Origin of the sequence: Anaerotignum propionicum (assembly GCF_024461735.1) — a bacterium.
Taxonomy (GTDB): domain Bacteria; phylum Bacillota; class Clostridia; order Lachnospirales; family Anaerotignaceae; genus Chakrabartyella.
Genome location: NZ_JANGAD010000004.1, coordinates 155,374 through 177,499 on the forward strand (window position 1 = coordinate 155,374; position 22,126 = coordinate 177,499).

Consider the following 22,126-nt stretch of genomic DNA (forward strand, 5'->3'; position numbering starts at 1 on the left):
CCTGAAACCAGATGTTGGACTTGTTGGTATTTCATTAGGATTTTGATGATAATTGATTGTGAAAGTAAATATAGCGGGTCGGAATATATAAAAAACGGAAGGGTATTGCTGGGAAAATAAACAGATACCTTTAGAGTTAGGCGTTTTATGCTAACTTGTAATTTATAGATGTATGCTGTAAGAACTGTACATTTTATAAAATTTTTTGTATAATAAAAATATTGAGGATTCTGACCTATACTATGGGGGAGAAAAATGGATAAAAAAATACTTATTGTAGACGATGAAAAAAACATTGTTGATATTATTGCGTTCAATCTTAAAAAAGAAGGCTACAAAATTTTAAGAGCCGGTGATGGAGCAGAGGGCGTTCGGCTTACTATGGAAGAAAATCCGGATTTGATTTTGCTGGATATCATGATGCCTAAAATGGATGGATATGAAGCTTGTAAAAAAATAAGAGAAAAGAAAAATACACCTATCATAATGCTTACCGCTCGTGCTGAGGAATTGGACAAAGTACTGGGTCTTGAGCTTGGTGCCGATGATTATGTAACAAAACCTTTCGGTGTAAGAGAGTTAATGGCTAGGGTTAAGGCAAATTTGCGACGTCAAATTGTGCAAGAGGAGACCGTCCCTGATGAAACGGAGGGTATGGTTTTTGGCAGGCTTAATATTAATTTAGAGCGATATGAGGTGCGTAAGGACGGTCGAGTATTAGAGCTGACATTGCGTGAGTTTGAGCTATTAAAATTCCTTACCCAGCAAAAGGGACAGGTTTTTTCCAGAGAAATCCTTTTGGAGAAAGTTTGGGGTTACGAATATTTTGGAGACGTTCGTACCGTTGATGTTACGGTTCGCCGCTTGCGAGAAAAGTTGGAGGATGATCCGGGAAAGCCCGAATATATATTGACCAAAAGAGGTGTGGGCTATTATTTTGATTGCTAAGGAAGGCGGGGTTGAAGCCTTTGCGAAGTATTAAATGGAAATTAATTATCATGTATCTTGGGTTGGTGCTGATTGTAATGATTGTCAGCGGTTCCTATATTTTATTGAGCCTTAGAAATATTGAGCTTGAAAAATCCAGATGGCAACTGGTGGCATGTGCTGAAAAAATTGACGAGCAAGTTGTTAAAGTGAATGACTTAAAGGATATTCAGGATACCCTCCTAAAAACAGTCACCAATGCCATGGGCATACAGGGTAACATTCTGGATGCCAAAGGGAATACAATTGCCTCTAACACTGTATTGCAAAAACCCTATCCCGTTTATACAGATCAGGCGATTATTGCTGCTATGAACGGAACGGCTTCCTTTTCCTCGGGTAAGAAAAGTACGGATTCGTTTAACCTTTTGAAGGAATGGATGAGCTATGCAGTGCCCATTCTGGGGGAGGACGGAAAGGTTATCTGCATTATTTATACCCGTTTGGATGCGGGGGACATGCGGGCAAGCCTTGACCAAACAACGAAAACCATTATTATTGCCGTTGCCATTGCCCTTCTTTTGGCAGTTATTATGGGATATGTATTTGCCCAAACCTTGACGGGACCTATTTTGGCCTTGACTAGGGGTGCCAAAAATATGGCTGAGGGAAATTTTGAACAAAGCCTTAAGGTGAGAAGCTCCGATGAAATCGGGCAGCTGACCAGCAGCTTTAATTACATGGCTTCTGAGTTAACCAAGAATATGTCGGAGATTTATCAGGAAAAAAATCGCTTGGAAATTCTATTGCATAATATGAGTGATGGTGTGATTTCTTTTAACAAAGATGGAGAGTTTATGCTTGCCAATACTGCCGCAACAGAAATGCTTGAGGTAGATAAAATAGACATGGATTTTTCCACCTTTATTCGAAACTATGATATTAATTCAGGGGTCTATTTGGATGTAGGAACGGAACCCTCTAAGAGAGTAACTTTCCCTGTGGGCAAGCAATTTATCAGCGCAACATTTACGCCATATTATAGTGCCGCAGGGCAAATTGAAGGCTTGGTTGTTGTTTTGCAGGATATCACAGAACAGAAGAAGCTGGATGACATGCGTAAGGAATTTGTGGCCAATGTATCCCATGAGTTAAGAACACCCCTTACAACAGTCAAAAGCTATACGGAAACCCTTATGGATGGCGCAATGGATGATAAGGAAATTGCCATGGAGTTTTTAGGCATCATCGATAGTGAGGCCGATAGAATGGCTTTCTTAGTGCGTGATTTGCTTCAGCTTTCCAGATTTGATAATAAGCAGGTGCTTTTGGATATTACCGATATTGAAATGAATGAGTTTTTATCCTTAACGGTGAAGCAAAATAAGATTCATGCCGAAGGGAAACACCAACAGCTTACCTTTGAACCTTACAAGGAGGATGTGGTGATTCATGGTGACAGAGACCGTGTTGGTCAAGTTGTGAATAATATTGTAACCAATGCCATGAAATACAGCTTGGAGCAAGCAACCATCAAAATCTATATTACAGAGGATGATATCTATTATAAAATCACTGTAAAAGATACAGGGATGGGAATTGCAAGAGAAGACTTGCCCCGCATTTTTGAACGATTTTACCGTGTGGATAAAGCAAGAAGCCGTGCAATGGGAGGAACAGGCCTAGGACTTGCTATTGCCAAGGAAATTATGGAAAGCCATGGAGGAAAATTGACAGCTGAAAGCGAATATGGCAAGGGTACTACCATGACAATGTGGTTTCCCAAAAAGCCCCCAGAGCCTCCGTGCAAAGAAGCATAACTCTCTTTTACTGCAAAAAAACCGCTTGATTTGCAGTGGAAAAAGTTGTTATAAAACTGTAAGCACGTTGTAACATGAATGTAATATTTCCGTTGTATAATACTATATATGTATATTGGTTTACGTATTTACAATGGAGATGGAGGTGTAGGGAATGAAACAGAAAAGTATGTTTATTGCAGTATTCGTCATGATGCTGTTCTTATCTTTTTCGCCCGTTTGCGCCTTTGCACAGGAAATATGTAATCCTACGCCCATAGCAATATCCAGTGGCCTGATTTTTGAAGAGGAAAAACAGGATGCCACTTTTGAGGATACACGTATTGTTTATGGTGAGACCATCCCCTTTGCGGATATTTCTGTGATGGTATCCAGAAAGAATGCAGAAGGGAATACCCTTCAGGATTACAGTGAAAATTTTGAAGTAGGTTCTTTGGGCATTTTTAGTATCTCTCTTCCGTTGAAGCTGGGGACTAATTATATAGATCTTTCTGTGAGCAGCCAGTGTTATGATGCTGCCACATATAGCTTTGAAATTAAGAGAATGCCCTTGAGTGTGAAGGAGCAACTAAAAAATATGATTGCTTTGCCTGGAATAGGGCAAAAGAATTAATAAAAAAATTATAGAAAAAGCGGTGGGATCAAATGAAATTATACAAAATCACGAATTTTGTCATTGTTGCTTTGGTCATAGCTGCGGTTTTTCAAACAGGAGAGTTATGGCTTGAAGGAACATCGAGTCATAACTTTTTTAATATGTTAATGAAGACAAATGCCAGCACTAGTAAGGAAGCAGACGGAAATGTTCTTTTGGCAACCCGTTATGCAGTTGGAGAAGGAAAGGGCACTTTTTCCGTTTATTATCCTGACCAAAAAGGGACAAGCGCTTTATTACAAGAGGCAAACGGCGTATTAAATGAAATTTTATCAGATAGAAAAAACAAAGTGGAATTTGTGACAGCCGATTGGAAGGAAATTCTCGGCGGGCGGTGTATCGTTATGCAATATGACTTTATGGTTTCGGCGGATGAGTATTTAAGTCAGTATAAGAAGTTGAAGAATAACAAGGTAACCTCTTTTGATTATATTACCATCATCCCTTCAAGACGTCCTGGCGAGGAGAGCAAAGCCTATTTTGTAAATTCTAAAACAAATGACAGCGTTTGTTTTACAACAGTCAAAAGCCAATCCGCCTCTGCATTTTATGAAAAACTTGTGAATGATGGGTCGGAAATGACTTATATATCCACGGGTCAGAAAACAGGAGCATCTGTTATATGGCGTAATCTATTTTTACCTCAGTGGGCAGATTTGCCCTACCGCTATAGCGGACTGCGCCAAGTTCCTGCGTTTGAAAAGGACGGCATGGTAAGTCGAGTGGATATGGAAAATACGTTAAAGGGATTTTTCAGAAATTTCTCTGTGGACTGGAGCACTAGGGACGATAGCGGTGATTTTATATTCAGTGATAGCCAAACGGTAGTAAAGTACTTTCCGGATAGAAGGGTGCTGGAGTATTATAGCTACGAGGCTTATGGCAATGATGAAAACAACACGGGTTTACTGGAAGGATACCAGATTAGCTGTAGCTTTCTGGAAAATGACACTTCCTTATCAACCAATGTTTTTTTAGCGGATATTGAAAAAAAGAGCAACGAAACAATTTATTATTTCGATTATGCTGTGAATAACCTGCCAGTAGAGTTGTCTGCTGCCCTTCAAGATAAAATCGGAAGCAAGCATGCCATTGAGATTACCATAAGAAATCAAAGGGTAAAGAAATATCAGAGGTATGTTGTGAATTATAAACCCCTTGATTCAAAGGATTTGACATTGAATGTTCAGTTCATTGATGCACTGGATGAAGCCAATAAAAATTATCAGGAGACAGTTGAGGAAAAGGTGATTACCGACGTGAAAAATATTTCTTTAGGGTATTATGCTGACCTGACAGGGGAAATTGGTTTCAAGTGGTTTATCACATTATATGACTATTTATTTGTTACAGAAACCGATAAAGATACCTTTTCTCCCACCAACGGTGCAGCTTAAGGAGAAAAGAAATAGAAGCAATGATAAGTGAAGGAGGTGAGGGCAATGGAATGGACAGTTGCAAAGCGCTTTGTGATTATTCTGCTGGTGGTGATTAACGTGGTTTTGGCGGGTCTGAATGTGAAGCAAAGGCAGGATAATTCCATGTCCTCTTCTCAAGAGAAGGCAATTTTTCAAGTCCTATCTCAAAATGGAATCACTTTATACACAGATTTGAATATTGATACCCGCCCCATGAATCGTTTGGAGGCAAGAGTTCCCTCTTATACCAAAGAAGATCTGGAAGCGGTATTTTTTGATGGGGGAAAAACAAAGGTTTCTCCTGGTACAAAAACAGTTTATAAAGGAGAAAACAAAACCCTTGTGCTTTCTGGGGATAGCGGGAGCTTTACCAATCAATTAATAAAAAAAGGTTTGAACACTTTAGGCAAAGAGGATGCCATAAAACAAGCTGAAAACAAAATGGAAAAAATGAAGCGTGTTTTTGGAAGCAACGATTTATGCTATGTATCTAAGACCCAGGAAGGCTGGAGAATAGAGTTTTCTTCTGTTGAAAATGATAAAAGTATTTTTTCCAACCACTTTTCGTTATTTGTATCTGACGAAGGAATTTATGAGATTGACTTTACTTACTGTGAGATAACAGGAACAACCCAAGAAAAAAAGGATATCTATATGGCTGATGAGGCGTTGCTTACATTTATGCGAGAATGGAATAAGGGAGAAAATGTTCGTGCTGCGGCAATACAGAAAATAGAATTAGGCTATGATTTGTTGGAACAAGGAGAGGCTGTATCAGGAACAGGGCTTTATCTGGAACCATGTTATCGTATTTATCTGATGGAAGAGCGGGAACCATATTTGGTAAATGCATTTACTTGCCAGATTATAAAAAAGAATAATTAGGAGATATTTTGTAGAGATAAGCGGTGCAAAATAAAAATTATGGAGCAAAGGGGTGGGCAAATGCCGCCCCTTTTTCTTGCAAAAATTTTCAACTTTTCTTTTCAATTTTAAGAATTTTTCGGAGAAAGGGATATTTATTTTCTCTAAGCCCAAGATGAATAGCATTCTTCTTTTTTTTAGGGGAGCGTTCTTTTCCATAGCCAGTAAATGCTTGCTGGAAAAATTTCCATATCCGGGATTCTATGCTCCAGAAGGAAAAAGTACTTTCCACAGAGGATTTTTCGTGATATAATTCGAATGGTTAGGGCGACAACGAATACAATACCATTGGTTGAATAAAAAAGAAAGACAAGCCCGGCTTTCGTGTACAAAGGGGAAATCCTTTGGGAATTCTTTGGAAGGATGAACGTTGAATGGAAAAATTGCTTGTAAAAGGCAGAAAACGCCTTGTGGGCGAAGTAATGATCAGCGGGGCAAAAAATGCAGCGGTGGCGGTATTGCCTGCAGCAATTATGGCAGGCGGCAAAAGCGTTTTAGAAAATTTACCCAACATTGAGGATGTAAGCTGTATTTGCAATACGATTGAGAAGTTGGGCGGAAAATGTATTCACAGAGATAAGCATACGATTGAAATTGATTGCTCGGAGGGCATTGATTATTGTGCAACCTTTGAGGAGGTGCAAAGAATCCGGGCGTCTTATTATTTTTTAGGGGCGCTGTTGGCGCGCTATAAAAAGGCAGAGGTTGCAATGCCAGGTGGTTGTAACTTTGGCAAAAGACCCATCGATTTGCACTTAAAGGGTTTTCGTGCCCTTGGCGCAACGGTTGAGGAAGAATGCGGTTTTGTAAGGGCTTATGCGGATAAATTGGTGGGTGCGCCTATTTATATGGATCAGGTTAGTGTGGGTGCCACCATTAATATTATGTTGGCGGCAACAATGGCCGAAGGTGTGACAACCATAGAGAATGCTGCTAAGGAGCCCCATGTTGTTGATACAGCCAATTATCTGAATATGATGGGTGCTAATATCAAAGGTGCAGGAACAGATGTGATTCGTATTATTGGCGTTGAAAAGCTGAATGGAGCTCAATATGCCATTATCCCCGATCAAATTGAAGCGGGTACCTATATGATTGCGGCGGCAATTACCGGGGGAGATGTTTTGGTGAAAAATATCATTCCCAAGCATATGGATTCATTGACTGCAAAACTGGTAGAGATGAATGTCAAGATGGAAGAAGGGGATGATTCCATTCGTGTAATGGCGAATAAGCCTTTGCGTGGTGTAAATGTGAAAACCATGAGCTATCCCGGGTTCCCTACGGATTTACAACCTCAGATGGCGGCACTTTTGAGTATTTGCAACGGTACCAGCGTGATTACCGAGAACGTTTGGGAGAATAGATATCAATACATAGAAGAGCTTTGTAAGCTGGGTGCAAGGGTAGATATTAACGGTAGAATTGCAACAATAGAAGGCATTCCCCATTATCAGGGTGCAAAGGTTGAGGCGACGGATTTAAGGGCAGGTGCCGCTATGATTTTGGCAGCATTGGCTGCTGAAGGAACCACCCAAATTGATGGTGTTCGTTACATTGACAGGGGTTACGAGGACGTTGAAATGAAGCTTAGTGCATTAGGTGCGGATATTCAGCGTGTTTTGGATAAAGGATGATGGCACATGACAAGTGCTTAAATGGAATTCTTTCAAACGCTTATTTTACTGTGGAAGAAAGAATTACGAGGAAAGGTTCTTGAAAAACTCATATGGTGAATGGGTTTTTATAAAACATAGGCTTTTACATGGAGCAGGGGCAACCCTGCTTTCTGTCATATAGAAATTGGAATGGGGGGATTTTTTTGGCAGTGGAATTTTGCACCCTGGCCAGCGGAAGCAGTGGCAATAGCACTTATGTGGGAACGAAGCATACTCGCATTTTAATTGATGCGGGAGTCAGTGGAAAAAGAATTCAGGAAGGGCTGGCAGAGCTGAAACTCACAGGAGATGACATCGATGGATTGTTCATCACCCATGAACATTTGGATCACATTAAGGGGGCAGGCATTTTCTCAAGAAGATTTGATGTTCCCATTTATGCTACTTGTGAGACATGGGGGGCAATGGAGGAAACTTTGGGTAAAATTTCACCGGGGAACAAGCGGTTTGTATATGCAGGAGAAAATTGCGTAATCAATGATATTTGCGTTAGGCCTTTTCATATCCCTCATGATGCGGCGGATCCTGTGGGGTTTAATGTTTTTGCCGGGGGAAAAAAAGTGACCCTTGCCACGGATATTGGGCATATTACAGATGAGATAAGAGAAAGCATTACCGAAAGTGAGATTCTTTTGTTAGAAGCAAACCATGATGAGGAAATGGTGCAAAAGGGAAGTTATCCTTGGCATTTGAAGAAGCGTATTTTAAGTGACAGAGGACATTTGTCCAATAAAACAGCGGGAGAATTGCTTTCTGCCGCCGTTGATGGAAAGATGAAGCATGTTTTTTTGGGCCATTTAAGCCAAGAAAACAATGAGCCCCATTTGGCATTTGATACTGTGGAAAAAATTCTTCAAAAAAATAGAATTCAGATAGGAAAGCACTTTAATATGGATATGGCTTATCGTCATACTACAGGATTTAAGGTGGAGTTATAGGTGAAGGAATGAAGGTCACAATTGTTTGTGTGGGAAAATTAAAGGAAGCCTATTGGCGTGGCGCCATTGAGGAATACAGCAAGCGTTTGGGGCGTTATATGAAGCTGGAAATTGTGGAGCTTCCAGACGAGAAAGCGCCGGAAACCATGAGCCCTGCCCAAGAAGATGAGGTTCGTCAAAAGGAAGGCTTACGTATATTAAAGGCTGTAAAAGAGGATGGGTTTGCTGTGGCTTTGGCGATAGAAGGGAAAAGTCTATCTTCAGAGGGCTTGGCAGACTTTATGGCGGAGAGAGCTGTTCGTGGTGTGAGCCATATGGTTTTTATTATTGGCGGATCTTTGGGATTATCCCAAGAGGTGATGAAACGGGCAGATTTCTGGCTAAGTTTTTCCCCAATGACCTTTCCCCATCAAATGATGCGTGTGATTCTTTTGGAACAAATTTATCGGGCTGAGAAAATAAACCGAAAAGAGCCTTATCATAAATAAAAGATAAAGCAGACAGTACTCACTTTGTGTGAGAAACTGTCTGCTTATTTTTTTAGTTATATTATTATTTGAACAGGAAATTCTTTTGACAATTTATCAGTCTGCAAGAAAGGCTTCGCCAATTTTGTAAACGTCTCCTGCTCCCACTGTGAGAAATAAATCCCCGGCTTGACAGTGGCTTTGCAAGTAGGCTAATATTTCGTCAAAATTACCTACATAGCGGGCAGATTTTCCTGTTGTAGCAATGCGTTCTGCCAATTGCGCTGCACTGATGGTACCATCATCCGTTTCTCTTGCCGCATAAATATCAGCGATGATAATTTCATCTGCATCGAAGAAAGCGTCCCCAAATTCTTCAAATAAAAACTTGGTGCGAGAATAGGTATGGGGCTGGAAAACACACCATGTGGTATTGTGCTTTACCTTCTTTGCCGCCGCTAAGGTAGCTCGGATTTCTGTGGGATGGTGGGCATAATCATCAATTACAAGAACACCATTTTTCTCACCTTTACGCTGGAAACGGCGGTCTGTCCCTGAAAAATGGGAAAGGCCCTTTACCCATGCCTCAGCAGGAATCCCAAAAAAGCTGGCAGTAGCAATTGCCGCCAAAGCATTGGAAATATTATGATCCCCAGGGACATTTAAATGAATGGTTGCTTTTTTATCGTTATTATAATATACGTCAAAAGTGTTTTTGCCATCATCATGATGAATGATGTTTCGTGCGTTCCAGTTTGCATCTTCGGTTAAAGAAAAGGTTTCTACGGTGCAAGAAAGGCCTTCTGTAATTTCATTCAGATGGGCAATTTCTTTATTAATAATCAGCACACCGTTTTGGGGAATACGTTTTCCAAAGGAGTGGAACGAACGATAAATGTTCTCAAGGTTCCCAAAAAAGTCCAGGTGATCGCTTTCGATATTCAGAATTACCCCCGCCAAAGGGGTTAATTGGAGGAAGCTATTAAAATATTCGCAGGCTTCCGCCACAAAATAAGGAGAATTTCCGATTTTTAAATTGCTTCCGATTGTGGGAAGAATACCCCCAACGGTAATGGTAGGATCCTTCTCCGCCGCCAAAAGAATTTCCGCAACCATAGAAGTTGTGGTGGTTTTGCCGTGGGTACCTGAAACAGCAATGGAGCTATTATAATCCTCCATGATTTGTCCCAAGAGATGCGCCCTGTCCATGATAATTAGATTTTTGGCTTTTGCCGCTGCAAGTTCCGGATTATCATCATGAATTGCCGCTGTAAAAACCACATGGGTCACGTCATCTGTAATGTTTTCTGCCCGATGACCCAAATTGATATTGATACCTAAGGATTGTAAATGCTTTGTTACCGGTGTTTCTCTTATATCAGTGCCGGATATCTTATGTCCACGGCTTGCTAAAATTTCCGCCAAGCCGGACATACTGATGCCCCCGATCCCGATAAAATAGATATGGTCTGAATTTTTAAATTGAGTTGTCATATATTACCGCCTCTATCGTTGTATGAATCATTTACGTTAACATGATTTTGCTATCCATTATAGTATACTAAAATGGGAAAGGCAATCATTTACATAGATTTCTATATTTAATTTTATACCAAATTAACAGAAATAAACCAAAAATTTTACGATTTATAAAAACCGTGGGAAAGGTAAAAAACTGTAGAAAGGGAGAGGGAAATACCTATTTTTTTTACGGGGTAGTTATGGTATAATTATGAAAAGTTATGCCATCTGAGGGTGTAAATGCTTTGTATTTTTATAAGGTAATTTATCATTATTTTGTCCAAGGAGGCGGTTTTTGGCTTCAATCTTTGAGATGGTTTTTTTTGGAAGCGCATCATCTGTAAATACAGCCATGGAGCAAAAAAAGGAGTCAATAAAAAATATTGGGCTATGGGGTTTTATTTTGGCATATAATATGGAATTGTCTAATATATATTTGTTTTTGGAAGGATTACTTTGGACAAATAAAGGCAGGGGGTAGATACAAATGCGTAAAAAAGAAATGATAGCTATGCTTTTGGCAGGCGGACAGGGAAGCCGTCTGGGTGTTTTGACACGAAAGGTGGCAAAACCAGCGGTTGCTTATGGTGGGAAATTTAGAATTATTGATTTTCCTCTTAGTAATTGCATCAACTCAGGAGTAGACACGGTGGGCGTGTTAACGCAGTATCAGCCTCTCAGGCTAAATCAGCATATTGGGATTGGCATTCCATGGGACTTGGATAAGAAAAACGGTGGCGTTACTATTTTGGCACCCCATGTGAAGGGTGGCGACGCAGGAGAATGGTTTATGGGAACGGCCAATGCAATTTATCAGAATATTGATTATATTGATAGCAATAATCCCGAATATATTCTCATTCTTTCCGGAGATCATATCTATAAAATGGATTACTCGAGAATGCTGTCTTATCACAAAGAGAAGGGGGCGGCGGCTACCATTGCCGTTTTAGAGGTGCCATTTGAAGAAGCCGGTCGATTTGGCATTATGAACACAAAGGATGATGACAGGATTTATGAATTTGAGGAAAAACCTGACAATCCAAAAAGCAATTTGGCCTCCATGGGCATTTATATTTTTACTTGGAGCAGATTAAGAGAGGCTCTGGTTGAGGATAGAGAAATCCACCCCGACAGTGACTTTGGAATGCATATTATACCAAAGATGTTGGATGAAGGTCAGACCATGTATGCATATCGTTTCCAAGGCTATTGGAAGGATGTGGGAACCATTGAGTCTTATTGGGAGTCCAATATGGAATTGATTAAGGCTTTGCCAGCATTTAATTTATATGAAGATTTCTGGAAGATTTATACTAACTCTGATCATCAGCCTCCTACCTATACCTCCCCTGAAGCTGTGGTGAAAGAATCCTTGGTGACAGATGGCAGTGAAATTTATGGAGAGGTTTATCATTCCATTTTAGGCTCTCAGGTTGTTGTGGGCAAGGGCGCTGTTGTGCGGGACTCTATAATCATGGGAAATACTGTGATTGGTGAAAATTCGGTGTTGGAACGCTGTATTGTGGATGAAGATTGTGTGGTTGGCAATGGTGTACATATGGGCATGGGCGAGAATGTGCCCAACGAAACAAAGCCCAATATTTATAATACCGGCATCACCGTAATTGGCTGCCACACCCGAGTACCGGATGGTATCACGGTGGGTAAAAACTGCGTAATTTATGGCAATACACAGGAAGAAGATTATGCAGAAGGCAGATTGGATAGCGGCAAATCGGTAGTGCGGGAGGGGAAATGAGTATGAAGGCCATTGGTATCATATTAGCAGGCGGTAACAATGAGGGACGGCTTGGTGTCCTAACCGACCATAGAGCGGCGGCGGCTTTGCCCATCGGCAGCAGCTACCGTGCCATAGATTTTACACTAAGCAATATGTCAAACAGTGGAATTGGTAAGGTTGCTGTTTTAACTCAATACAATTCCCGTTCCCTCAAGGATCATTTAACCTCGTCAAAATGGTGGGATTTTGGTAGAAAACAGGGTGGGTTGTTCGTTTTTACACCCTATATCAGCAGTACCGATTCCAACTGGTTTCGAGGCACGGCGGATTCTATCTACCAGAATATGACTTATCTTATGAGAAGCAATGAAGAATATGTAGTCATTACCAGCGGAGATTCCATTTATAAAATGGATTACCATAAGTTGGTGCAAAGTCATAAGGAAAAGGGCGCAGATATTACCATAGCGTATCAGGAGATGGAGCGCAAGGATTTAAATAATTTTGGTATATTAGAGACGAATGAAGAGGGACGATTGGTTTCTTTTGAAGAAAAACCTGAATATCCCAAAACCAAGAAGGCATCGCTGGGTACCTATGTAATTTCAAGGATACTTTTGGTTGACTTGTTAAATGAATTTGTGCCTCAGGGTAAGTATGATCTTGTAAAGGACATTTTGCTTGCGAAGCGTGAAGAATTGAAAATTTTTGGGTACGAATTTAATGGCTATTGGAACACTATAAGTACAGGAATAGGTGCATACTATAAGGTAAATATGGATTTTTTGAAAAAAGAAATTAGAGATGCATTTATGAATGAGTATCCATATATCGAAACAAAGGCCAAAGATGAGCCTCCGGCGAAATACAATAAGGATGCGGATGTACGGGATGCTATTGTGGGCAGTGGCACAATATTTAACGGTAGAGTAGAGCACTCTGTTATCTTCCGCAAGGTTTATACCGGTGAAGGGTCAGTGGTAAAAAACTCCATTATTATGGAGGGGTGCAGAATTGGTAAAAATTGTGTTGTGGAAAATGCAATTCTGGATAAAGAGGTTATACTTTCTGATGGACAACAGGTGATAGGAAAATCAACCCAGGATTTAGCTATCCTAAAAAAAGGGACAAGATTATAATTTGAAGAAAACAGGCGAAGCGTTGCTTCGCCTGTTTGGGCTTTCTATAACATTGGTTTTGCAGGGGATTTTTTCAAGAAATGTCACGATTTGATATTATATAAAAGGTTTCGATGAGGTTTGACTGACTTTTTTATGAAAAAAAACAGTTTTTTAGTAAAACCGTATATTGATATTTCATTTAGGAAATGAGAAAATATCCAAGGTTGTATGCGGCTTACGGACAGAAGCCGTGAGAAAGGAGAATCCTATGAAAAATTTGAAGGCTGTTATTTTGGCGGCAGGAGAAGGCACTCGCATGAGGTCAAAAAAACCAAAGGTGCTGCATGAAATTTTGAATAAACCAATGATTGATTATGTAATAGATACGGCAATGGGTTGCGGTGCCGAGAAGGTTTGTGTTGTTGTGGGACATAAGGCAGACGAGGTAAAAGCCGGCATTCAAAAGGATGGTGTGGTATTTGCCTTGCAGGCGAAGCAAAAAGGAACGGGTCATGCAGTGAAGATGGCGGGAAGCTTTCTTGAAGCGGATCAGGATATCCTGATTCTTTATGGGGATACACCATTGATTCAAGGTAAAACCTTGGAGAAGTTGGTGGAAAAGCACCGCCAGCAGAATTTCGGTGCAACGGTGGTTTCTGCTGTGATTGAGAACCCTGAAGGATATGGTCGCATTATACGTGATGCCCAGGGAGATTTTTTGAAAATTGTTGAGCATAAGGATGCATCCCAAGAAGAGCGTTGTATCAATGAGATAAACACGGGGATTTACATTTTTAAAGGTGCTGATTTGATTGCTTCCTTGGGAAGACTGGATAATCATAATGTGCAAGGGGAATACTATTTGCCAGATTGTTTGGAGTTGATTTTAAAAGCCGGCGGGAAGGTTGGTGCAGTTACTGCTGAGGACGATAAGGAATTTTTCGGTGTGAATTCCAGAGTACAATTGGCAGAGGCGACTAAAATTATGCAAGAGAGAATTAACCGTTTTCATATGGAAAATGGTGTGACCCTTGTGGATCCCCAAAGTACCTATATTGACGCTCAGGTGAAAATCGGAATGGATACAGTGATTCTGCCAGGCTGTGTGTTAGAAGGGAAGACGGAAATTGGTGAGGACTGCAAAATCGGTCCCAACTCACGTTTGACGGATATGTTACTTGGAAACGGCGTTGCATTCCAAACTTCAACAGGCATAGAATCGGAAATCGGGGATAATACTACCGTAGGTCCTTTTGCATATATCCGCCCCAACTGTAAAATTGGTCAGAACGTAAAAGTTGGTGATTTTGTTGAAGTGAAAAATTCAACGGTGGGGGATGGTACAAAAATTCCTCATTTGGCTTATATCGGTGATACTGATGCAGGGAAAAAGGTAAACTTTGGTTGCGGCAGTATTATGGTGAATTATGATGGAGAGAAGAAACATCGCACCGTTGTAGAGGATAATGTTTTTGTTGGCTGTAACGTGAACTTGGTTGCACCGGTTACGGTAAAGGCTGGGGCATATATTGCCGCAGGCTCCACCATTACCAAGGATGTTCCCGAGGATGTGCTTGCTGTAGCAAGGGCAAGACAACAGGTGATTGAGGGCTGGAAAAAGAAGAAAATGAAAAAAGAATCGTAAAAATGATGAAATACGGTGAAATACAGTTGAAATTGACACAAGAAGGGTGTAACATATAAGCGATGGGCTTTGTTCAGCCACAAACCATAAAATGCAAAAGATTATTAGGGGGATATTGAAATGATTAATTCTAATGGTGGCAACATCAAGATTTTTGCGTGCAATTCCAACCGCGTGCTTGCAGAGGAAATCGCAGAAAAAATGGGTATGACACTGGGAAATGCGGAAGTTGAGCAATTTAGTGACGGTGAAATTTCCGTGAAAATCAACGAGACGATTCGTGGTGCGGATGTTTATATTATTCAGTCTACCTCAGCTCCTGTAAATGACAATTTGATGGAATTGCTGATTATGATTGATGCGATGAAGCGCGCTTCTGCCGCAAGAATTACGGCAGTAATGCCATATTATGGCTATGCAAGACAGGATCGTAAAGCAAGAGCAAGAGATCCTATCAGTGCAAAATTGGTAGCGAATATTTTGACTTCAGCGGGTGCAAACCGTGTTTTGACAATGGATTTGCATTGTGCACAGATCCAAGGCTTCTTTGATATCCCTGTAGATAACTTAGTAGGAAGTCCATTGCTTACAAATTATTATATCAACAAATACGGTGATGACTTACAAAATTTTGTTGCCGTTTCCCCTGACCTTGGCAGCGTGACCAGAACAAGAAAATTTGCCGAAACATTAAATATTCCAATTGCAATTATTGATAAGCGCAGACCAAAGGCAAATGTCAGTGAAATTATGAATATCATTGGCGATGTGAAGGGCAAAAAAGTAATTTTGATTGATGATATGATCGATACCGCAGGAACCATTGCAAATGCTGCAAATGCGTTGAAAGAGAGAGGCGCAATTGAGGTTGACGCTTGCTGTACCCATGCAGTATTAAGCGGCCCTGCAATCAAGCGTATTCAAGATTCAGCAATTAATGAGCTTTTGGTTCTTGATACTATTGCTTTGCCTGAGGAAAAGAAAACGGACAAAATTTCGGTTGTATCTGTTGCTGATATTTTTGCGAATGCATTAAGATGTATTCACGAAGGCAGCTCTATTTCTCAATTATTTGACTAAGATTTAAATTAATCTGTCTAATTAAAAGCTCCTGCTCCTATCACTATGGAAGCAGGAGCTTTTTTCGTTGTTTGTATTTCGCTGAGGAACTTTTTGTTAGGCGGAAAAAGGATTGTTATTGGTGTTATAAGACACTTGTTGAAACAAATTATTATTAGTAGGCATATTGCATATCAGATGTTTTTTATATACTCCTAGGGGCTTCTAATAGTTACCTAATTATAGGGAGAGGTCAACATATGAAATGAGCCGATAGGTTACATTTTCAAACTGAAAATTTTGTATTACAGTCTTTGCAATTGCATGCATTTGGTAGTTTTTTTATCTATATTTACTATAAACCTACAGGAATCGGATTATGTCTCCAAAATAAGTGGCAAAAAAGGACGGTTTCTCATTACTTTATTAGAGGAAGTCAGGCATGGATTGGTCAAACTGACAATTTTGTGAAATGTTGGTTGACAAACCTGAATAAATAGATTATATTGTTAAAAGTAAGACAAATAGGGTAAGTTCTCTATTTTTTTAGAGAAACGACTTTGTTTCCCAACTAATTTTACCAATATTTATATAATTTTAGGAGGAGTTTTAATATGAAAATTGCTTTTTTTGACACCAAGTCTTATTGGAAAGACTCTTTCGGTCCTGTGGCTGAAAAATATGGTTATGAAGTTACTTTCTTTAATGAAAGATTGACACCTGCAACAGCACATTTAGCAGCAGGTCATGATGCTACATGTTCTTTCGTTAATGATGAAGTTCCCGCTGAAGCTGTACATAAATTAAAAGACTTGGGCGTTAAGGTTCTGTTATTACGTTGTGCAGGTTTTGATAGTGTCGATTTGGCTGCTGCAAAAGAATGCGGTTTGCCTGTGCTTAGAGTACCTGCGTACTCCCCTGAATCAGTTGCGGAACAAGGCGCTGCTTTGTTGATGGCTGTAAACAGAAAAACACATTTGGCTTATGAAAGATCCACAAAGTTCAACTTTGACATCAATGGTTTGGACGGCGTTGCTTTGGTTGGTAGAACAGCAGGTGTTGTTGGTACCGGCAAAATTGGCCAGTGCATGATTAATATTTTAAAGGGCTTCGGCATGAACATCATTGCTTATGATGCATTCCCTAACCCTAACCTTGGTTTGGAATATGTTACATTGGATGAGCTGTATGCTCGTTCCGACGTAATTTCTCTTCACTGCCCTTTGATGCCTGCTACACGTCATATGATTAATGCAGAAGCAATCGCTAAAATGAAAGACGGCGTAATCTTGGTTAACGTTGCTCGTGGTGGTTTGGTTGATTCCGTTGCATTGGCTGATGCAATTGAAGCTGGCAAATTCCGTGGCGTTGGTATGGACGTTTGTGAAGTTGAACATGAATACTTCTTCGAAGACAGAAGCGACAAGGCTGACAAGGATGAAACTTTGGCAAGATTGCTTGCTAGTGATAAAGTTGTTGTTTCCGGTCACTTGGCATTCTTAACAGAAGAAGCTTTGACTTCCATGGCAGAAGTAACATGCGGTAATGCTAAGGCTTTCTTGGCTGGCGCAGAACTGGTTAACGAAGTAAAATAATCTTTTGATTTTAAATGATGAGGCGGATACGAAAGTATCCGCCTTTTTGTATAGAAATTTTAGAATCCGTCTAAGATAAACCAATAAAGAAACGAAGAGGAACTGCTTCATTTTTTTCAGCAAAACCATTGTTATTAAGAATATGGCTATGGTATAATTGTAAAATATTCTTGAAAAGAGATTGTAAATGAACAGCTATTTCAAACATACATCTGTTTTTTACGGATTTTGGTGATAACAACATACATCTGATTCACAAGCTCTAATTCTAAAAAATTAGGGCTTTTATCTGTGTAATGGCAGGAGGATAACAATGGGACTTTTTGATAAATTTAAGAAAAACGATATAGGACAAGAGTTTTTTGTCATTGTGGGTTTAGGCAATCCCGGGCCCAAATATGAGGGCACCAAGCACAATATTGGGTTTGATGTGGTAGACCGGCTGGGAAAGAAATATAATATAGAGATTGATAAATTTAAACACAAGGCATTGATCGGCGATGGAATCATTGAAGGAAGACGGGTGCTTCTGGTAAAGCCACAGACCTTTATGAATCTTAGCGGAGAAAGTGTACGTGAAATTGTTAATTTTTATAAAATACCACAGGATCATTTTGTAGTAATCTATGATGATACCAGCTTACCCGTTGGCAATTTACGCATTCGTGAGAAGGGCAGCCACGGTGGGCATAATGGTATCCGTAATATCATTGCACAAATGGGGACAGATGAGTTTTGGCGTATCAAGGTAGGCATTGGTGAGAAACCCAACGGGTGGGATTTGGCGGATTATGTTTTGGCTAGGTTTGATAAAGATGATTTGCCCATGATAGCCCAGGGAGCCGATAAAGGGGTGAGGGCTGTGGAGCTGATTTTGACTCGAGGCATTATGGATGCCATGAATCAAATGAACCAAAAGCCGAAGCCGCCCCAAAAGGAGAACCCGAAAAAGACAGCTGAGGTGAAAAAGGAAAAAGAGCCTCAGGGTGAGGTGGAGGAATGAAAACACTAACGGAGCCTTTATTGGAGCTGGAAGGTTATCAAAAAGTATTGGAAGCCATACAGAAAAATAACACCCCTGTGTTTGCAACAGGGGTTATTGATGTGGAAAAATCCCATTTTTTATATTCCATTATGGAGCATAGTCAAAAGCCTTTGCTGATTTTGACTTATAGTGAGTTACGAGCAAGAGAGATTCTTTCTGACATGTCATTTTTTTATAAAAACCCAATCTACTATCCAGCGAAGGATATCCTTTTTTACAGTGCGGATGTGCATAGCATGGAGATGAACCGCCAAAGATTTGGAGCGATGGAGAGACTGTTATCAGGAGAGAGACCTATTATTGTTGCTTCCATGGAGGCGTTACTAGATAGATACCCCAAAAAAGAGGTATTCTCCCGGTTTATACTTACTTTGAAAATAGGAGATATTGTTGATATCAATAAACTGACAAAGCAACTGATTTGTTTGGGTTATGAACGGGCTGAGCTTGTGGAGAGTGCAGGGCAGTTTGCTTTGCGTGGGGGTATTTTGGATATTTTTTCCTTAACCTCTGATGATGCCGTGCGAATAGAGTTTTGGGATGATGAAATTGATTCTATTCGCTTGATGGATGCCTCCAGCCAACGTTCCATAGACAAGTTGGAAGAAACCCGTATTTTTCCTATGAGAGAGTTGGTTTATGATGAGGACATGGCAGAGCAGGCTGCAAATAAAATGGGCAAGGAATTTGCAAAATCCATGCAAAGCATGATGAAAAAAGGCCTGGCGGAAGAGGCGGAACGATTAAAAGAAAATATTGGCGAGGATGGGGAGCGTTTGCGCCTGGAAAAGAACCTTTCCAACATTGGTTCCTATATTCCTTATTTTTATGAGGATACCGTTAGCCTTTTGGACTATATACCGGAGGATACCCTCCTTTGCTTTGATGAACCTGAACGCATTCGAGAGCATATGAATGCCATTATGGAGGAATATGGTGAGAGCATGAAAGGCCGAATTGCCCAAGGGTATTTGCTTCCGGGGCAGGCAAAACTTTTGTTCGACTATGTGGATATTTTGCGGCAAGGGGAGAAATTTGGGCGCATTTTACTTGCTGGGCTCAACCAGAGAACAGCAGATTTTGAACCAAAGTCTAAGGTGAATTTTGCTGTGCGCTCCACACCATCCTTCAGCAAAAGAGTTGATTTATTTTGCGAGGAATTAGAATACTTGAGAAAAAATGAGTACCGCAGTATTGTTTTGGCGGGAACCGGCTCAAGAGCCCAGCGTATGGCAAAAGAGCTATCGGAGATGGGGATTCCTGCGGTTTATATGGATAGCCTAGAAGCGCCAATCCCCAAGGGTGCTGTTTGGGTTGCCAAGGGCAGTCTATCTAAGGGATTTTGCTATGAATTTATCAATCTTATGGTGTTTTCAGATAGTGAGCTGTTTGGCGGGGGAGAAAAGAAGCAGAAAAAGAATAAACGAAAAAATGGTGCCGCAATAGAAAGCTTTACAGATTTAAAGCTAGGAGATTTTGTGGTACATGATAATCACGGAATCGGTATTTTTTGTGGCTTGGAAAAAATCTCTGTGGAGGGTGTTCAAAAGGATTATATGAAAATTTCCTACCGCGATGGTGGAAATTTGTTTGTACCCGTGAATCAGATGGACATGGTACAAAAATATATTGGTAGTGGCGGTGCAGCTCCCAAGCTGAATAAGCTGGGTGGACAGGATTGGATTAAGGCGAAGGCAAAAACCCGAGCGGCGATTAAAATACTGGCGGAGGATTTGGTTGCCCTTTATGCAAAACGAGCGGCGGCAAAGGGGTACCATTACGGACCTGATACCGTGTGGCAAAGGGAGTTTGAGGAAGCCTTTCCTTATGCAGAAACAGAAGATCAGCTAAATGCCATTGAAGATGTGAAGCACGATATGGAGAGCGGCAAGGTTATGGATCGCCTAATCTGTGGTGATGTAGGGTATGGAAAAACGGAGGTTGCCATTCGTGCCGCCTTCAAAGCTGTACAGGATGGAAAACAGGTGGCCTTTCTGGTGCCCACGACGATTTTGGCGCAACAGCACTATAACACCTTTATACAGCGTATGTCCGGTTATCCTGTCACTATTGAATTGCTTTCTCGTTTCAGAACGCCAAAACAGCAGAAGGAAAGCTTGAAAAACTTGGAGCGAGGGTATGCTGACATTGTAATTGGAACCCATCGGATATTATCAAAAGATGTGGGATTTAAGGACTTGGGATTGATTATTGTGGATGAGGAACAGCGCTTTGGTGTTTCACACAAGGAAAAACTGAAGCGTTTAAGGGAAAATGTGGATGTGCTCACCCTTTCTGCGACACCCATTCCCAGAACCCTGCATATGAGTCTTTCGGGAATACGAGATATGAGCCTTTTGGAGGAGCCCCCTCAGGAGAGAAGACCTGTACAGACCTATGTTATGGAAAGTAATCCTGAGTTTGTGCGAGAGGCAATTCATCGAGAGGTAGCAAGGGGCGGCCAGGTATATTATTTATATAATCGGGTGGACTCTATCAGCGAGGAAGCCTTCCGACTGCAGAAAATGATACCTGAGGCCAATATTGCCTTTGCCCATGGGCAAATGTCTGAACGGGAGCTGGAAGGCATTATGGAGGATTTTATCAGCGGAGAGACGGATGTATTGGTATGTACAACCATCATTGAAACAGGTATGGATATTTCCAATGCCAATACCATTATCATTCAGGACGCCGACCGCATGGGTCTGTCTCAGCTCTATCAGCTGAGGGGGCGTGTGGGGCGCAGTAACCGCATTGCCTATGCATACTTGCTGTATCGCCGTGATAAAATGCTGCGAGAGGTGGCTGAAAAGCGTTTGCAAACCATACGTGAGTTTACGGAGTTTGGCTCTGGCTTTAAAATTGCAATGCGAGATTTGGAAATTCGTGGTGCCGGAAACCTTTTGGGGGCGGAACAGCATGGGCACATGGAATCCGTGGGGTATGATATGTATTGCCGATTGCTGGAGGAAGAAGTACAACAGCTAAAGGGTGAGGAACCAAAGGCGAAGGAAATTGAGACCACGGTGGATTTAAATATCAGCGCATACATTCCTGATTTTTATATCAAAAATCAAGAGCAGCGTATGGAGTTATATAAGAAAATTGCTATTATCAGAACACGAGAAGAGTATTTTGACATTCAAGAGGAGATGGAAGATCGCTATGGGGATTTACCCAAAAGTGTACAGACTCTTTTGGAGATTGTGTTGTTGAAAGGAGAAGCAAGGGAGCTTGGAATTTCTTCTATTGTACAAAAACGGGACAGCATTCTTTTTGAGTTCCGCACAGATGGAAGTACCGACCCCATGAAGCTTACAAAAATCATTTCGGAGGGACGGGGGAAATATTTATTTACAGCCGGGGCAAATCCTTATTTAACTTTAAAACTGCCTAAGGATAAAAAAAATAAAGTATTAGAGGAAATTAAATTTCTATTAAATGCAATTAAGGGATAGTCATTTGATAATGGAGTGTGTATAATAGAAATATTAGGTGTTTTCTGAATGATTATGATTTGAATTTTTTATCTGTTTCTTTTTGGAGAGTGCATAATTTCGCTCTG

General features: G+C 40.7%; 17 protein-coding genes. 16 read left to right on the forward strand and 1 reads right to left on the reverse strand.

Annotated features, from left to right (window positions below; genetic code table 11):
• The first annotated feature begins 255 nt into the window (after positions 1–255).
• The 8 genes from NE558_RS07270 (at position 256) to rlmH (ending at position 8,849) form a co-directional block, all read left to right on the forward strand.
• On the forward strand, positions 256–948 hold the full coding sequence (locus NE558_RS07270) for a response regulator (RefSeq protein WP_256149332.1): 693 nt from the start codon (positions 256–258) through the stop codon (positions 946–948).
• 11 nt (positions 949–959) lie between these two features.
• Entirely contained in the window at positions 960–2,747 is a 1,788-nt protein-coding gene (locus NE558_RS07275; protein WP_256149334.1) for an ATP-binding protein, read from the forward strand.
• Between the two features lie 154 nt (positions 2,748–2,901).
• Positions 2,902–3,360 (forward strand): hypothetical protein, encoded by a 459-nt coding sequence (locus NE558_RS07280; RefSeq protein ID WP_256149336.1) that lies wholly within the window; start codon positions 2,902–2,904, stop codon positions 3,358–3,360.
• A gap of 32 nt (positions 3,361–3,392) precedes the next feature.
• Positions 3,393–4,799, forward strand: a complete 1,407-nt coding sequence (locus tag NE558_RS07285; RefSeq protein ID WP_256149338.1) for a hypothetical protein — start codon at positions 3,393–3,395, stop codon at positions 4,797–4,799.
• A 45-nt stretch (positions 4,800–4,844) separates the two neighbouring features.
• Positions 4,845–5,705, forward strand: coding sequence for a two-component system regulatory protein YycI (gene yycI / locus NE558_RS07290; RefSeq protein ID WP_256149340.1), 861 nt, complete (start codon positions 4,845–4,847; stop codon positions 5,703–5,705).
• 413 nt (positions 5,706–6,118) lie between these two features.
• On the forward strand, positions 6,119–7,381 hold the full coding sequence (locus tag NE558_RS07295; RefSeq protein WP_256149342.1) for a UDP-N-acetylglucosamine 1-carboxyvinyltransferase: 1,263 nt from the start codon (positions 6,119–6,121) through the stop codon (positions 7,379–7,381).
• A gap of 191 nt (positions 7,382–7,572) precedes the next feature.
• Positions 7,573–8,361 (forward strand): MBL fold metallo-hydrolase, encoded by a 789-nt coding sequence (locus NE558_RS07300; RefSeq protein ID WP_256149449.1) that lies wholly within the window; start codon positions 7,573–7,575, stop codon positions 8,359–8,361.
• Positions 8,362–8,369: 8 nt separating this feature from the next.
• On the forward strand, positions 8,370–8,849 hold the full coding sequence (rlmH, locus tag NE558_RS07305; protein ID WP_256149344.1) for a 23S rRNA (pseudouridine(1915)-N(3))-methyltransferase RlmH: 480 nt from the start codon (positions 8,370–8,372) through the stop codon (positions 8,847–8,849).
• A 96-nt stretch (positions 8,850–8,945) separates the two neighbouring features.
• On the opposite strand, the gene murC is transcribed toward rlmH, so the two are convergent.
• On the reverse strand, positions 8,946–10,322 hold the full coding sequence (gene murC / locus NE558_RS07310; RefSeq protein ID WP_256149345.1) for a UDP-N-acetylmuramate--L-alanine ligase: 1,377 nt from the start codon (positions 10,320–10,322) through the stop codon (positions 8,946–8,948).
• A 322-nt stretch (positions 10,323–10,644) separates the two neighbouring features.
• On the opposite strand from murC, the gene NE558_RS07315 reads away from it, so the two are divergent.
• The 8 genes from NE558_RS07315 to mfd all read left to right on the forward strand — a co-directional run bounded on the left by NE558_RS07315 (position 10,645) and on the right by mfd (position 22,019).
• The gene (locus NE558_RS07315; protein WP_256149347.1) at positions 10,645–10,830 is read left to right on the forward strand and encodes a hypothetical protein; all 186 of its coding nucleotides are present in this window, start codon (positions 10,645–10,647) and stop codon (positions 10,828–10,830) included.
• 6 nt (positions 10,831–10,836) lie between these two features.
• Positions 10,837–12,111: a glucose-1-phosphate adenylyltransferase gene (locus tag NE558_RS07320; protein WP_256149348.1), complete on the forward strand. Its 1,275-nt coding sequence runs from the start codon at positions 10,837–10,839 to the stop codon at positions 12,109–12,111.
• A 2-nt stretch (positions 12,112–12,113) separates the two neighbouring features.
• Positions 12,114–13,232 (forward strand): glucose-1-phosphate adenylyltransferase subunit GlgD, encoded by a 1,119-nt coding sequence (glgD, locus tag NE558_RS07325; RefSeq protein WP_420314587.1) that lies wholly within the window; start codon positions 12,114–12,116, stop codon positions 13,230–13,232.
• A 250-nt stretch (positions 13,233–13,482) separates the two neighbouring features.
• On the forward strand, positions 13,483–14,859 hold the full coding sequence (gene glmU, locus NE558_RS07330; RefSeq protein WP_256149351.1) for a bifunctional UDP-N-acetylglucosamine diphosphorylase/glucosamine-1-phosphate N-acetyltransferase GlmU: 1,377 nt from the start codon (positions 13,483–13,485) through the stop codon (positions 14,857–14,859).
• Between the two features lie 120 nt (positions 14,860–14,979).
• Positions 14,980–15,939: a ribose-phosphate diphosphokinase gene (locus tag NE558_RS07335; RefSeq protein WP_256149352.1), complete on the forward strand. Its 960-nt coding sequence runs from the start codon at positions 14,980–14,982 to the stop codon at positions 15,937–15,939.
• A gap of 593 nt (positions 15,940–16,532) precedes the next feature.
• Positions 16,533–17,513, forward strand: coding sequence for a 2-hydroxyacid dehydrogenase (locus NE558_RS07340; protein ID WP_256149353.1), 981 nt, complete (start codon positions 16,533–16,535; stop codon positions 17,511–17,513).
• Positions 17,514–17,826: 313 nt separating this feature from the next.
• A complete protein-coding gene (pth, locus tag NE558_RS07345; protein WP_256149355.1) occupies positions 17,827–18,516 on the forward strand; it encodes an aminoacyl-tRNA hydrolase in 690 nt (229 codons plus the stop codon).
• Positions 18,513–22,019, forward strand: coding sequence for a transcription-repair coupling factor (gene mfd, locus NE558_RS07350; protein ID WP_256149356.1), 3,507 nt, complete (start codon positions 18,513–18,515; stop codon positions 22,017–22,019). Before pth ends, mfd begins: the two co-directional genes overlap by 4 nt.
• Positions 22,020–22,126 lie beyond the last annotated feature (107 nt).